Source organism: Caballeronia sp. GAFFF2 (genome assembly GCF_023631485.1).
Taxonomy (GTDB): Bacteria; Pseudomonadota; Gammaproteobacteria; order Burkholderiales; family Burkholderiaceae; genus Caballeronia.
In genome coordinates, this window is the sequence record NZ_JALQDA010000035.1 from 520370 (window position 1) to 533592 (window position 13223).

Annotated in this window: 12 protein-coding genes; 4 read left to right on the forward strand and 8 right to left on the reverse strand. The window is 61.9% G+C overall.

Annotated elements, in window-relative coordinates:
• Window positions 1-64 precede the first annotated feature (64 nt).
• From NCT04_RS28525 to NCT04_RS28540, 4 genes are all read right to left on the reverse strand, one after another.
• The gene (locus NCT04_RS28525) at window positions 65-2299 is read right to left on the reverse strand and encodes a xanthine dehydrogenase family protein molybdopterin-binding subunit (protein WP_250469196.1); all 2235 of its coding nucleotides are present in this window, start codon (window positions 2297-2299) and stop codon (window positions 65-67) included.
• Between the two features lie 21 nt (window positions 2300-2320).
• A complete protein-coding gene (locus tag NCT04_RS28530) occupies window positions 2321-3325 on the reverse strand; it encodes an FAD binding domain-containing protein (protein ID WP_284503463.1) in 1005 nt (334 codons plus the stop codon).
• A 10-nt stretch (window positions 3326-3335) separates the two neighbouring features.
• Entirely contained in the window at window positions 3336-3965 is a 630-nt protein-coding gene (locus NCT04_RS28535; RefSeq protein ID WP_409014814.1) for a (2Fe-2S)-binding protein, read from the reverse strand.
• A gap of 786 nt (window positions 3966-4751) precedes the next feature.
• A complete protein-coding gene (locus NCT04_RS28540) occupies window positions 4752-6068 on the reverse strand; it encodes an MFS transporter (RefSeq protein WP_250469197.1) in 1317 nt (438 codons plus the stop codon).
• Window positions 6069-6467: 399 nt separating this feature from the next.
• Here NCT04_RS28540 and NCT04_RS28545 point away from each other — a divergent pair, with 399 nt between their 5' ends.
• Window positions 6468-7091 (forward strand): copper-binding protein, encoded by a 624-nt coding sequence (locus NCT04_RS28545; RefSeq protein ID WP_250469198.1) that lies wholly within the window; start codon window positions 6468-6470, stop codon window positions 7089-7091.
• A 154-nt stretch (window positions 7092-7245) separates the two neighbouring features.
• The gene (locus NCT04_RS28550) at window positions 7246-7746 is read left to right on the forward strand and encodes a DUF4019 domain-containing protein (RefSeq protein WP_250469199.1); all 501 of its coding nucleotides are present in this window, start codon (window positions 7246-7248) and stop codon (window positions 7744-7746) included.
• Between the two features lie 13 nt (window positions 7747-7759).
• On the opposite strand, the gene NCT04_RS28555 is transcribed toward NCT04_RS28550, so the two are convergent.
• From NCT04_RS28555 to NCT04_RS28565, 3 genes are all read right to left on the reverse strand, one after another.
• Window positions 7760-8065, reverse strand: coding sequence for a high-potential iron-sulfur protein (locus NCT04_RS28555; RefSeq protein WP_250469200.1), 306 nt, complete (start codon window positions 8063-8065; stop codon window positions 7760-7762).
• Between the two features lie 460 nt (window positions 8066-8525).
• A complete protein-coding gene (locus tag NCT04_RS28560) occupies window positions 8526-8654 on the reverse strand; it encodes an MFS transporter small subunit (protein WP_244830947.1) in 129 nt (42 codons plus the stop codon).
• Between the two features lie 13 nt (window positions 8655-8667).
• Entirely contained in the window at window positions 8668-10056 is a 1389-nt protein-coding gene (locus NCT04_RS28565) for an L-lactate MFS transporter (RefSeq protein ID WP_250469201.1), read from the reverse strand.
• 383 nt (window positions 10057-10439) lie between these two features.
• On the opposite strand from NCT04_RS28565, the gene adh reads away from it, so the two are divergent.
• Together adh and NCT04_RS28575 are read left to right on the forward strand one after the other, a co-directional pair.
• On the forward strand, window positions 10440-11960 hold the full coding sequence (gene adh / locus NCT04_RS28570; RefSeq protein WP_244830945.1) for an aldehyde dehydrogenase: 1521 nt from the start codon (window positions 10440-10442) through the stop codon (window positions 11958-11960).
• A 68-nt stretch (window positions 11961-12028) separates the two neighbouring features.
• The gene (locus NCT04_RS28575) at window positions 12029-12418 is read left to right on the forward strand and encodes a DUF779 domain-containing protein (RefSeq protein WP_250469202.1); all 390 of its coding nucleotides are present in this window, start codon (window positions 12029-12031) and stop codon (window positions 12416-12418) included.
• Window positions 12419-12421: 3 nt separating this feature from the next.
• Here the strand turns inward: NCT04_RS28575 and NCT04_RS28580 are convergent, their stop codons facing one another.
• On the reverse strand, window positions 12422-13210 hold the full coding sequence (locus tag NCT04_RS28580; RefSeq protein WP_250469203.1) for an enoyl-CoA hydratase: 789 nt from the start codon (window positions 13208-13210) through the stop codon (window positions 12422-12424).
• Window positions 13211-13223 lie beyond the last annotated feature (13 nt).

The following is a 13223-nucleotide window of genomic DNA, read 5'->3' on the forward strand; positions in this document are numbered from 1 at the left end:
CCTCCGATCGAAGGCCAAGGAAAAGGCCCGGTCTCGAAAGACCGGGCCATCACCGTGCATCGACTCACACAGCCGCTTCCAGCAAGTCCTCGATCATCACCGGCAGCTTTCTCACCCGCACGCCGGTTGCGTGATAGACCGCGCCCGTGATCGCCGCCGCGATCCCGGCAAGCCCGATCTCCGCAATCCCGCGTGCGCCGAGTTCGTTGAAGATGGTGTCCGGATGATCGAGGAAGGTAACGTCGAGCTTCGGCGTATCCGCGTTGGTGGCGACGACGTAATCCGCGAAATTGCTGTTGATCGGCGCGCCGCTGCGCTCGTCGTAGATCGTATGCTCGAAGAGCGCCATGCCGACGCCCATCACCACCGCGCCTTCCACCTGATTGCGTCCCGCGCGCGGATTGAGAATCTTGCCGCCGTCGATCACCGTCACCACGCGGCTCACGCGCAAGCGCGCCGTCGCCGCGTCCCAGGTCACTTCGGCGAAATGCGCGCCGTACGAGTGAATCGACCACTTCTTCTTGAGTGGATCGTCGAAGCCGCCTTTTGCGCTGCCGCTCCCCGATGCCGCATGCATGTTCGACAACTCGAGGATCCGCGTATAAGGCACGCCGCTTTCCGCCGATTCGTTCTTGCGATGCACGCGTGCGCCACTCAACGCGAGATCGTCCGGCTTCGCGCCCGCGAACGGCGATCCCTCCGCCTGCGATGCACGTGTGAGCACGATCTTCACCGCCGCGCGCACGGCATCCGACACCGCCGGAATCACGGATGCCGTCGCCGCCGAGCCGCCGGAAATGGGACCGATGGGCAAGGCCGTATCGCCGAGACCGACTTCGATCTTGCGTAGCGCAATGCCGGTGTGCTCGGCCACCAGCTGCGCGAGGATCGTGTACGTGCCGGTGCCGATATCCTGCGTGCCGCACGCAACCCGCGCCGTGCCGTCCGCGCGCAGATCGACCGCCGCTTCCGCCGAGAAGCGCAAGCCAGGCCAACTGCATGCGCCGACGCCCCAACCGAGCGTCAAGCCATCGCGCTTCATGGACCCGACCTCGGGCGTGCGCTTCGCCCAGCCGAATTTCTCCGCGCCAGTCTTGAGACATTCGACGAGATGCCGCGACGAGAACGGCAAGCCGCTGCTTTCATCGACGGTGGGTTCGTTACGCAGCCGCAATTCCACCGGATCGATCTTCAAGGCGACCGCGAGTTCATCCATCGCCGATTCGAGTGCGTAGAGACCGGGCACCGCGCCTGGACCGCGCATCGACGTGGGCGAACCGACGTTGCGCTTCGCGACGCCGCCTGTCACGCGCAGATTGGCCGTGCTGTACATCTGCGGCGTGGCTTCGCCGCAGTCTTCGGCGTATTCGTCGGCGAGCGCGGCGTGGTTCAGAAAATCATGCCGCAGCGACACGAGCTTGCCGTCTTGCGTGGCCGCGAGCCGCACGCGCTGTTGCGTCGTCGGCCGATGTCCCACGTTCTGGAACATCATCTTGCGGCTCAGCACGAGCTTGACCGGATGCCCGGTCTGCTTCGTCGCGACCGCCGCGAGCAAGGAATGCGGCCACATCCACAGCTTGCCGCCGAAACCCGAGCCGAGGTAGCGCGAGATCACGCGCACTTTCTCTTTCGGCACGCCGAGCATCTGCACGAGCGTGCCGCGATGGTTCGACACCGCCTGGCTCGTCTCGTAGAACGTGTAGCTGTCGCCGTTCCAATGCGCGATGGTCGAATGCAGTTCGATCGGATTGTGCGTCTCGACGGGCGTCACGTAGGTCTCGTCGATTTTCACGGGCGCTTCGTCGAAAGCACTCGCGGCATCGCCGCGCTCGCTCGCGACCTTCGGCTCTTCGGCGGCGGTCAGGGCCGAGCTGACGTCGTGCGGCGTGACGTCGTAGCTCACCTTGATCGCGGCCGCCGCCGCGCTCGCTGTTTCGAAGCTTTCGGCAATCACGCACGCGACGTATTGGCCGTAATAGCGGATCACGTCGTCTTCGAAGGGCGGACGTTGTTCATCGGTATAACCGTCTTCGAACGAATTGCCGGGAATGCGATACAACTTGCCGATATTGCCGCGATGCAGAATCAGCTTCACGCCGGGCATGGCCTGCGCGGCCGCGAATTCGAGCGATGTGATCCTGCCGCTCGCGATGGTGCTGCCAACCGGCACGGCAACCAGCATGCCGGGCAGATCGACGTCTGAGGTGTAAGTCGCGCGGCCGCAAACCTTCAGCGGTCCGTCTATACGCGACTGGGGTCGTCCAATGAAGGACGACGTGGTGTCGGGTGCGGTGGACATGGGCGGGTTCCTCGGTCGGTGTCAGGATGCCTGGGTGGCAAGTTTCAACGCCTGCACGATGCAGCGCTTCGCCAGTTCCACCTTGAAGCCGTTTTCGCTTTGCGGCTTCGCATCGGCGAGGGCGGCATCGGCGGCGCGGCGAAAACTCGCTTCGTCGGGCGTGGCGTCTTGCAGAACCTGTTCGGCTTCGCGCGAGCGCCACGGTTTCGTCGCCACGCCGCCGAGTCCCACGCGCACATGCGCGATACGCCCGTCCTTCACACCGACGACAATCGCCGCCGACGCCAGCGCAAATTCATACGACGCCCGGTCGCGCAACTTCAGGTACACCGAACGCGCGCCTGCCACCGGCGCGGGCAGGCTGACGTGCGTGACGAGATCGCCGGCTTCGAGCACGTTCTCGCGCTCGGGCGTGTCGCCGGGCAGGACGTAGAACGCGTCGATGGGAATCGCGCGCTGGCCCTTCGCGCCTTCGACGTGGATGGTCGCTTCGAGCGCGGCGAGCGCCACGTTCATGTCCGACGGATTGCTCGCAATGCACGTGTCGCTCGTGCCGAGAATCGCCTGCGTGCGATTGAAGCCATGAATCGCGGAACAGCCGCTGCCAGGCTCGCGCTTGTTGCAGGGCGAAGCCGTATCGCGGAAATAGACGCAGCGCGTGCGTTGCAGCAGATTGCCGGCCGTCGTCGCCATGTTGCGCAACTGGACGGACGCGCCCGCGAGCACCGCCTGCGACAACACCGGATAGCGCTCCTTGATGAGCGGATGGTGCGCGAGGTCCGAATTACGCGCGGTCGCGCCGATGCGCATGCCGCCGTCATCGGTGGCATCGATATGATCGAGCGGCAGACGGCTGATATCGATAATCCGCAAGGGCTTTTCGACATTGAGCTTCATCAGGTCGAGCAGCGTCGTGCCGCCCGCGAGAAAGCGCACTTCGGCGCCTTGCTGCGCGGTATGCGCCGACGCGCCCGCCGCAATCGCGTCGCGCACGTCGCGCGCGCGGGAAAGCGTGAACATTTCCATGGCGCTCTCCTTAAGCCTTGTTGCCGCGCACGGACTGGATCGCCATGACGATGTTCTGATACGCGCCGCAGCGGCACAGGTTGCCGCTCATCGCTTCGCGCACGTCGTCGTCGCTCGTGCCGACGGGTTCGTCGAGCAGCGCCACCGCCGACATGAGTTGACCGGCCGTACAGTAGCCGCACTGATAGCCGTCGCATTCGACGAACGCGGCCTGCAACGGATGCATGTCCTCGACTTCGCCGATGCCTTCGATGGTCGTCACGGCGTCGCCGTCGTGCGCGGCGGCAAGACACAAGCACGCGTTCACGCGGCGGCCGTTCACATGCACCGTGCATGCGCCGCACTGACCGTGATCGCAGCCCTTCTTCGTGCCGGTGAGATGCAGATGTTCGCGCAACGCATCGAGCAGCGTCGTGCGCGGATCGAGCGAAAGCGCGTGGCTCTGGCCGTTGACGGTGAGATTGAAGCTGACGCTAGCGTCGCCGGTTCTTGCTGGCGGCGGCGCGAGCACGTCGGCGGTGGCTTGCGCGGCCTGCATTTGCATTTGCGGCTGCGAGGCGACGTCGGCGCCAGGGACGCGCGTCGCGGCGCGCTTGGCCCTGTCTCGTTCGTTCGTGGATTGGGGGACTGGATGTTGCATCGAGCGTTCTCCTGGGTATGACAGCAGTGCCTGGAAGTGCAACGGGATGCGGCGAGAGTGTGTCGATGCGCGCTCGTGAAAGCGGCGCAAGATGGCGACGCGGCGAGGGTCTGCGCGATGCGGCAGGACGTTCGAACAGCGCGTACGCGAGCGGCGAAGCAGGAACGATGACGCCAGGACGACACTCAGCCAGTATAGGCAGCGGTCCGGTCATTACAGAAGGAGTACGTGAAGGCCGGCCGCGCTTGAGTTTCGAAAGCGTTGGCCGCACGAAGCGTGCCCGAAGGCACACGCGTGCTATTCGGTTGAACGATTCTGCGAGAGGCCCGGCGCTGGCTGGCGTCGGCGACAGCAAAACGCGGTGAACTGGCTCGAATGGAATTGCCCGATTCGATGCGCGCCAGCCTTCAATGAGGCATGAAGATACGCGCGATCACGGAGAGGCCAAATGCGCCGGCCGTGCAAAACACAACCAGCAGTACGACGATCACGAGCAGGCGCACGATCAATTGCATTGCGTCGGTCCAAAAAAATTGGCCGCTTACGCGGCCAGAAGGAGGGGTGGATCGGTCAGATTAGAGCTTAGGGGCGCATTCTTAAGCCTGACTTAAGCGGCTTTACTGGCCTCGCGCGGCCTTGAGCGGCTTGAGGCGTGCGCCGGTCTGGCTGCGATCCGCATGCGTGGACGTCTCCGGCAAGTGCGTCCGCGTGGCGTGCCATGAAGATACCCGAAATGAGCGGGCGCTGATCGGGTTCGTGGCCGCGCTTGGCACTGAGCACCGGCACTTAGCGCAGCGCGTCGCTGTAGCGGTCGCGCAGCGGCAGGATGGTCGCAAGCGCGACCGCGCTGCCGAACATCACGTAATAGCAGATGGAGAGCGCGTCGCCGGTGGTCATCGTCAGCCATTGCACGATGGCGGGTGCAAAGCCGCCGAAGATCATTACCGCGACGTTGTAGCTCACCGAAATGCCCGTCGAACGCACGCTCGATGGCAGCAACTCCGAGATGAACGCCGGATAGCAGCCCTGGTAGATGCCGAGATACATCATGAGCACCGCCTGGCAGGCGATCAGCATCGGCAGGCTCGGATGCGCGGTCAGCACCGCGAAGATCGGATACGCCGTGACGAGCGACAGCACGAGCGCGCCCGTCATCAGCTTCTTGCGGCCCACGCGGTCGGACAGCTTGCCGGAAACCGGGCAGCAGACGAGATACACCAGCGCGCCGATGCTCGAACTGATGAGACCGTCGGTAAGCGCGAGATGCAGTACGCGCGTTGCATGCGTCGGCAGATACAGCAGAAAGATGTACGTGCCGATGGTGCCGAAAACCGTCAGCCCGAAGCCAGCGAGCACGGGCATCCAGTGCTTGGTGGCGGTATCGCGGATAGGCCGCGCCGAGAGCTCGTTCTTTTGCGCTTTTTCGACGAACACCGGCGATTCATCGAGCTTCGAACGCAAATAGAGCCCCACGGGCACGATCATCAGCCCGAGCACGAACGGCACGCGCCAGCCCCAGCTAGTGAGATGTTCCGGCGAAAGCGTGCGTGTAAGCACCGCGCCGAAGAGCGAGCCGCACAGACTCGCAGCCGCTTGCGCGACCATCTGGAAACTGCCGAAATAACCGCGCCGGTTCGAGGGCGCGTATTCGACGAGAAACGCCGTCGCGCAGCCGACTTCGCCGCCGGCGGAAAAGCCTTGTATCAGGCGGCCGAGCAGCATGAGCAGGGGCGCGGCCACGCCGATTGCCGCATAAGTCGGCGCGAAGGCGATGATCGCGATACCGACCGCCATCAACGAAATGGTCAGCGTGAGCGCGGACTTGCGCCCGACGCGATCGGCAACGGCGCCAAGCACGATGCCGCCGAGCGGCCGCGTAAGAAAACCCACGCCGAACGTCGCCCAAGTGGCAAGCAGCGAGATGGTCGGATTGGTTGCCGGAAAATACAGCTTCGCGATGATGACGGCGAAAAAGCCGTAGACCATGAAGTCGAACCATTCGAGCGCATTGCCAATGGTCGAGACGACGATGGCGCGCCGGCCCGACATATTGGACGTGGCGCTTTGTTCGGCCGCATGTGAAGCGGGAAAGGCGGTACTCATCAAGTGTGCTCCGATGGTGGGTCTTCGGGTGCGCACGGGAGAACGCCTGCGCGCCTCTGCAACAACAGAACATTACGCCTTGACGGACTAAGAAAATAAATAATTTACGACGGGTTTTCGTAAGCTTTGAGAAAGGAAGGCGCGTCGAATCCTTTTTTGCGTGATGTGTTTGCGGTCCGGCAACCATCGACGATCTCTTTTCTTACGCACTTCTACCAAATGTTTCACACCTGCTCAAAGATGAGGCGTTTCCGGCTTGCTTAGCAACCCTCAGGACTTTAAATTCAAAGCATGCGATTTTGTCGCGCGATCACTTGAACCGCGCGCGCCTTTTTGTCGGAAACGACGATACGGTTTTGTTCGGGTCATGGTGGCCTGGATTTTTGTCTGGAGCAAAGCATGCAACAACGCAGTTCTTGTTTCGTTCGACTCGTTTCCACATCCATCGCGATGAGCGCGCTTCTTCTTGGCGCGCCTTTCGCTCATGCCAACGACAAGGCTCAGTCAGGCGCGGCTGCGGCAGTGAACGCAAGCCCGGCTATTGCCGATGCGGCTGTCGTCGAGGCAACGGCCAAGATCACACATGTCTTCGCCGATACCAACAGCGTGGAGATTCAGGGCGCGCGAGGTGACAAAGAGGTCATCGCTGTCGAACCGTCGATTGCGGATGTGAAGAAGCTGAAGGTAGGCGATGAGCTGCACATCCAGTACCACGGCGCGGTGTTGATGTCCGCGGACAAGGTCGACCCGAAAGGCGTGCGTTCGCGGGTGAGCGCGAGCCAGACATCGCCGGCATCGGAGGGCGTGGTGGTATCGACGTCGGGCGTGCAGGTGGTGGCCGTGGTGCAGAAGATCGATCCGCAGACGCGTGAAGTCACGCTTGCGGGTCCGAAGCGGGTGGTGACCATGAAGGTATCGCCGGATGTCTCGCTCGACAAGCTCAAGGTTGGCGACAGCGTGCTTGCCACGTACATGGCCGCAACTGCGTTGGACGTGACGCGCAACGGAGAGATTGTGAAGTAACCAGCGTCGTCGCAGATCCAGGGTGACTTGAGTTTCAGTCACCCTCCTTTTGTTTGCGTGCGGGTTTGAAATTTAGAAACTCAGTATCTCTTATTATCGTGACGAAACCGCGCGATACAATATCTTCCATGAAACACGCACCACGGCCCGCTCGATGAATGCAAGCTTCAAACTTTTTCTCTTCGTTGTTTCGCTGATATCGTTCGCCGGGGCGTGCCAGGCGCAGCAGGCACAACAAGCACCGCAGACCGCTCAAGCGCCGCACGCGCTTACCCGCGAGCAGCAGGCGCAACTCGACAAGCAAGATCAGGATATCGCGCAAGTGGCGTCGACTATCGTGAAGATGGTCGATGAAAACAAGGCGGGCGATATCTGGGATCTTTCCTCGCCGCTGGCCCGGAAAGTCATTACGCGCGACGACTTCGTGAAGAAGGTCACGAATGATCGCGCCGCGCTCGGTGCGGCCGGCATGCGTATGCCGATGGGTGTCAGGCACCTTCGTTTCGATGGCACGGGCAACATGCCTGCGGGCTCGTACATCACCGTCACGTTCGATACGCAATTCAGTCAGGCGCAGAAGTCGTCACGCGAGATCGTCACTTTCATTCTCGATCCGGACAATAGCTGGCGCTTCGCGGGGTATTCGGTACGTTGACCGGGCGGCTGGCTCACATATTCGTGTAGGAGGCGCACCAGCCTTTGCCTGCCACGAGTTTGTCGCCGAAGAGCGTGCAGCCGCCCCATGCATCGGTGGATTTGCCTTGAAAGAGCGAGCAGTTGCCGCACGACTGCTCGGCTGCGAAGTTGGGGTACTTCGTCCTATCCACTTTCGCGGCGTCTTCCCTGTAGCCGACTGCCGCGGCGGCGGGATCGGTCTCGTTTAGATGCGCGGCTGCGGCATCGGCGCGAATGAGCCAGAGAGAGGCGCTTGCTCCAGCGCTCATCACGACGAATTTTCGGCGGGTCAGTTTCATTTTGTTCGAGATGGACGCGGCACACGTAAGGATTTTCAGAACGATACCCCTAATGCGTTGCAGGCAGCTTTCAACGCGACTGCAATTCGAACGACCGGTCGGATCACGGGCTCATTTTCTTTGCATTTTCTCTTAACGCGAGCGCAACGACAGGTATTCACTCGACGCTAAACCTTTGCGCGTTCGTGCCGTAAATCAGGCCAGAAGGGTTCGCAAACGTATCAATGCGCGGTTGCAAACGCCGCGATTTTTTGCAAGGAGAACGACTGTGAGTGAAGCTGAATGGATGATGGCCGGTTTTTACGTTGCCGCACTCGTTTGCGGAAGCTTGTTCATGAGCACGCTGGCGCGGCGCGGTTTGAAACGGCTTGAGGCGCGGGGGCATTGAGGGAACGAAGCCACGACAAAAGGCGACGCGCCCGACGTAACCAAGCGTCCGGCGCCGCCTCAATCAATTCAATCAATGAAACAACTTCCCCGCCTGCGTCAACGTGTTCGTCACCCCCCACGCGAGCGGAATCAGCACATACAGCCAGAACACGAGCATCAAGCCCTTGTTCGCGGGCGCACCTGCTTGTCGATCATCCATCGTCTCTCTCCTCTTAGCCGGCAGTTCTCATGTGATGGCTTTCATCCACCCGCTTCACGAGCAGGTTACAGATAAAGCCGATCACGAGCAGCACTGCCATGATGTGCAGCGTCATCGTGTAGGCATCCGCTTTCGCGACGCCATGCGCCACTTCGTACGCGCGGATGTAGTTGACAAGCACCGGTCCCGCGATGCCCGCCGCCGCCCACGCGGTCAAGAGCCGTCCGTGAATGCCGCCGACGAAGGCCGTGCCGAACATGTCCGCGAGATACGCCGGAATGGTCGCGAATCCGCCGCCGTACATCGACAGGATCACGCCGTAAGCCGCGACGAAAAGCGCGATGTTCCCTGACTGCGCGAACTGCGGCACGAGAAAGTACAGCACGGCGCCGAGCGCGAAGAACACGAAGTACGTGTTCTTGCGCCCGAGCCAGTCCGACGCCGACGCCCACACGAAACGCCCGCCCATGTTGAAGAGCGACAGCAAGCCGACGAAGCCCGCCGCAGCGCCCGCCGTGATCGATGTCTTGAAGCTTTCCTGAATCATCACCGAAGCCTGCCCGAGCACGCCGATGCCCGCCGTCACGTTCAGGAACAGCACGAGCCACAGCAGATAAAACTGCGGCGTCTTGAGCGCTTGATCGATATGCACGTGGCTCTTCGTGATCATCTTGTTCGACGTCGCGGCCGGGGTCCAGCCTGCCGGTTTCCAGTCGGCCGGCGGGACGCGAATGGCGAGCGCGCCAATGGTCATCGAGATGAAATACAGCACGCCGAGCACGACGAAGGTCTCGGTCACGCCGACGCTCGTCGCGCTCTTGAAGTGGTTCATCAAGGCGACCGAGCCGGGCGCCGCGATCATCGCGCCGCCGCCGAAGCCCATGATCGCCATGCCCGTTGCCATGCCGCGCCGGTCCGGAAACCAGCGGATCAACGTCGATACCGGCGATACATAACCCAGCCCCAGCCCGATTCCGCCGATCACGCCATAGCCGAGATACAGCAGCCAGATCTGATGCAGCGACACGCCGAGCGCCGACACGAGAAAACCGCCGCCGAAGCAGCAAGCGGCCGTGAACATGGTGCGGCGCGGACCGACCTTTTCGAGCCACTTGCCCGCGAATGCCGCCGACAGTCCCAGGAACACGATGGCCAGTGAAAATATCCAGCCGAGTGTCGTGAGCGACCAGTCATCGGGCGCGGTCTGCGTAATGCCGATCACACGCGTGAGCGGCGCGTTGAACACCGAGAACGCGTAAGCCTGGCCAATACACAAGTGGACCGCGAGCGCGGCGGGCGGCACCATCCAGCGTGAGAAGCCGGGCCGCGCGATGGTCGCTTCCTTCGAAAAAAAACCATGTGGGCCGTGCGGCGCAGGCCCTGGATTGATCGTACTGTTCATTGTGGTCTCCTTTGCACGTATCGATAAGCCATGTACGCGCTTCTGCTTTTACTTAAATTCACCCCACGCAAAATGTGCTCCAAGCCTTATGGAAACATTCAGTAAGGATGGACGTGACGTTAGACAAGAGCGATGCGCTTGGCAATATGAATCCCCGTGCCATAAGCGTTTGTCCTGACTCGGGTTGTGCCGCATCGCTACAGGGCACGACAAGTGTTCCGAAAATGGACAACGCGCCTCGCGGTCCGCCACGCGCTTCATCAAGCGCCATAAGCGTCGTTCCGCGTATACCCCGAATGGCACGGAACTCGCAGATGTAAGCCGCCGGCGACAGCTATCGACATTGCGCCGGCCAACCATGTCGACATGCGAGGAGCACACAGATGAACCATGCGGAGATGCAGTTCCTGAGTACCGATTACCCGTACAAGAAGCAGTATGGAAACTTCATCGGCGGCAAGTGGACGCCGCCCGCGGGGGGAGAGTATTTCGACAATATTTCGCCGATCACGGGTGAGGCCTTCACCTCGATTCCCCGATCGCGCGAAGCCGATATCGAAGCAGCTCTCGACGCCGCCCATGCCGCCAAGACCGCATGGGGCAAGACTTCGGCGACCGAGCGCGCGAACCTGCTCCTGAAGATCGCGGATCGCATGGAAGCGAATCTGCAGCGTATCGCGGTGGCGGAAAGCATCGATAACGGCAAGCCGTTGCGTGAGACCATGGCGGCCGACATCCCGCTCGCCATCGATCACTTCCGCTATTTCGCGAGCGCCGTGCGCGCGCAGGAAGGCTCGATCTCGCAGATCGACGACGACACAGTCGCCTATCACTTCCACGAGCCGCTAGGCGTGGTCGGGCAGATCATTCCGTGGAACTTCCCCATTCTGATGGCCGTGTGGAAGCTCGCGCCCGCGCTCGCAGCGGGCAATTGCGTCGTGCTCAAGCCCGCCGAGCAGACGCCGGCATCTATCCTCGTTCTGCTCGAACTGATCGAAGACCTGCTGCCGCCGGGCATCGTCAACGTGGTGAACGGCTTCGGGCTGGAAGCGGGCAAGCCGCTCGCATCGAACAAGCGCATCTCGAAGATTGCGTTCACGGGCGAGACGACCACGGGCCGGCTCATCATGCAATACGCGAGTCAGAATCTGATTCCGGTGACGCTGGAACTGGGCGGCAAGAGCCCGAACATTTTCTTCGCCGATGTCCTCAACGCCGACGACAGTTTCTTCGACAAGGCGCTCGAAGGCTTCGCCATGTTCGCGCTGAATCAGGGCGAAGTGTGTACGTGCCCGTCGCGCGTGTTGATCGAGGAATCGATCTACGACCGCTTCATCGAACGTGCCCTCAAGCGCGTGGAAGCGATCACGCAAGGCCATCCGCTCGACAGCAAGACGATGATCGGCGCGCAGGCATCGCAGGAACAGCTCGAAAAGATTCTCTCGTATATCGATCTGGGTAAGCAGGAAGGCGCCGAATGCCTGACTGGCGGCGAGCGTAACGCGCTGGGCGGCGAGCTCGAAAAAGGCTACTACATCAAGCCGACCGTGTTCCGTGGTCATAACAAGATGCGCATCTTCCAGGAGGAAATCTTCGGGCCGGTGGTCTCGGTGACGACCTTCAAGAACGAAGAGGAAGCGCTCGAAATCGCCAACGACACGCTGTACGGTCTCGGCGCGGGCGTGTGGACGCGCGATGGCACGCGTGCGTATCGCTTTGGCCGTGGCATTCAGGCGGGACGCGTGTGGACCAACTGCTATCACGCGTATCCGGCGCACGCGGCGTTCGGCGGCTACAAGCAATCGGGTATCGGACGCGAGAATCACAAGATGATGCTCGATCACTATCAGCAGACGAAGAACCTGCTCGTCAGCTATAGCGACAAGCCGCTCGGCTTCTTCTGATCCATCGGCTGTAAAACGGGGCCGCCGCTCACGCGGCGGTTCCGCTTCGAACAAATAACGGGGACATCATGAGCGAACAGGTAATAGAGCGCGTGATCGCGACGCCCGCGGCCATCGAACTGATCGGCAAGCTCAAGGCGGAACACGGCGAGATTCTGTTTCATCAGTCCGGCGGATGCTGCGACGGCAGCGCACCGATGTGCTTTCCCACCAACGAGTTCATGGTCGGCGGCTCGGACGTAAAGCTCGGCGAGATTGGCGGCGTGTCGTTCTACATGAGCGAATCGCAGTTCGAGTACTGGCAGCACACCCAGTTGATCATCGATTGCGTGCCGGGCAACGGCGGCATGTTTTCGCTGGAACGGCCGTCGGGTCTGCGCTTTCTCACGCGCTCCCGGCTTTACGACGATGCGGAAAACGCGTGGCTCGAACAGCACCCCGTGGAGCACGCGGGCTGAGTATTACTCGTTGCTCCAGCGCGCCGGACGTTTTTCGATAAACGCCTGCGTGCCTTCGAGCGCGTCGCCGTCCATCATGTTGCAGGCCATCGTCTCGGATGCAAGCGCGTACGCGTCTTCGATACTCGTCTCGATCTGCCGGTAAAACAGCCGCTTGCCCGCCGCAACCGCCGCGCGTGGCTTCTTCGCGATGCTCTTTACAAGCGCGCCTACCGCTTCGTCGAGCGCATCCGGTGAAGCAACCCGATTCACGAGCCCGCGTTCCCGAGCCGTGTGCGCGTCGATGAAATCGCCCGTCACGAGCATTTCGAACGCTTTCTTGCGCGACACGTTGCGCGACAACGCCACGCTCGGCGTCGCGCAGAATAGCCCGAGATTCACGCCCGATACCGCGAAGCGCGCCTCGCTCGATGCCACCGCGAGATCGCACATTGCAACGAGCTGACAACCCGCCGCCGTTGCAATGCCGTGCACGCGCGCGATTACCGGCTGCGGCATTTGTTGAATGGTCAGCATCATGCGCGAGCAGCGCTCGAAAAGCGCTCGGTAGTAATCGAGCGACGGCGCCGCGCGCATCTCCTTCAAGTCGTGCCCGGCGCAAAACGCACGGCCCGCGCCGCCGAGCACGACCACGCGCGCCTGCGATCGCGCGATGTCCTGCAACGCGCGTTCGAGTGCATCGAGCATGGCTTCGGAAAGCGCGTTGAACGCTTCGGGCCGGTTCAGCGTGAGCCTGACCGCACCTTCGACGCCGTAGGCATCGGGTTCGGACGTCACGAGCGCTTCGTTCATCGCGTTGTCTCCA

Bases quoted from the DNA above. Each gene is read 5' to 3' on its own strand.
- NCT04_RS28555 (WP_250469200.1), bottom strand. From the start codon at position 8,065: ATGAAACTGACCCGCCGAAAATTCGTCGTGATGAGCGCTGGAGCAAGC.
- NCT04_RS28535 (WP_409014814.1), bottom strand. From the start codon at position 3,965: ATGCAACATCCAGTCCCCCAATCCACGAACGAACGAGACAGGGCCAAG.
- NCT04_RS28525 (WP_250469196.1), bottom strand. From the start codon at position 2,299: ATGTCCACCGCACCCGACACCACGTCGTCCTTCATTGGACGACCCCAG.
- NCT04_RS28530 (WP_284503463.1), bottom strand. From the start codon at position 3,325: ATGGAAATGTTCACGCTTTCCCGCGCGCGCGACGTGCGCGACGCGATT.
- NCT04_RS28560 (WP_244830947.1), bottom strand. From the start codon at position 8,654: ATGGATGATCGACAAGCAGGTGCGCCCGCGAACAAGGGCTTGATGCTC.
- adh (WP_244830945.1), top strand. From the start codon at position 10,440: ATGAACCATGCGGAGATGCAGTTCCTGAGTACCGATTACCCGTACAAG.
- NCT04_RS28540 (WP_250469197.1), bottom strand. From the start codon at position 6,068: ATGAGTACCGCCTTTCCCGCTTCACATGCGGCCGAACAAAGCGCCACG.
- NCT04_RS28550 (WP_250469199.1), top strand. From the start codon at position 7,246: ATGAATGCAAGCTTCAAACTTTTTCTCTTCGTTGTTTCGCTGATATCG.
- NCT04_RS28575 (WP_250469202.1), top strand. From the start codon at position 12,029: ATGAGCGAACAGGTAATAGAGCGCGTGATCGCGACGCCCGCGGCCATC.
- NCT04_RS28565 (WP_250469201.1), bottom strand. From the start codon at position 10,056: ATGAACAGTACGATCAATCCAGGGCCTGCGCCGCACGGCCCACATGGT.
- NCT04_RS28545 (WP_250469198.1), top strand. From the start codon at position 6,468: ATGCAACAACGCAGTTCTTGTTTCGTTCGACTCGTTTCCACATCCATC.
- NCT04_RS28580 (WP_250469203.1), bottom strand. From the start codon at position 13,210: ATGAACGAAGCGCTCGTGACGTCCGAACCCGATGCCTACGGCGTCGAA.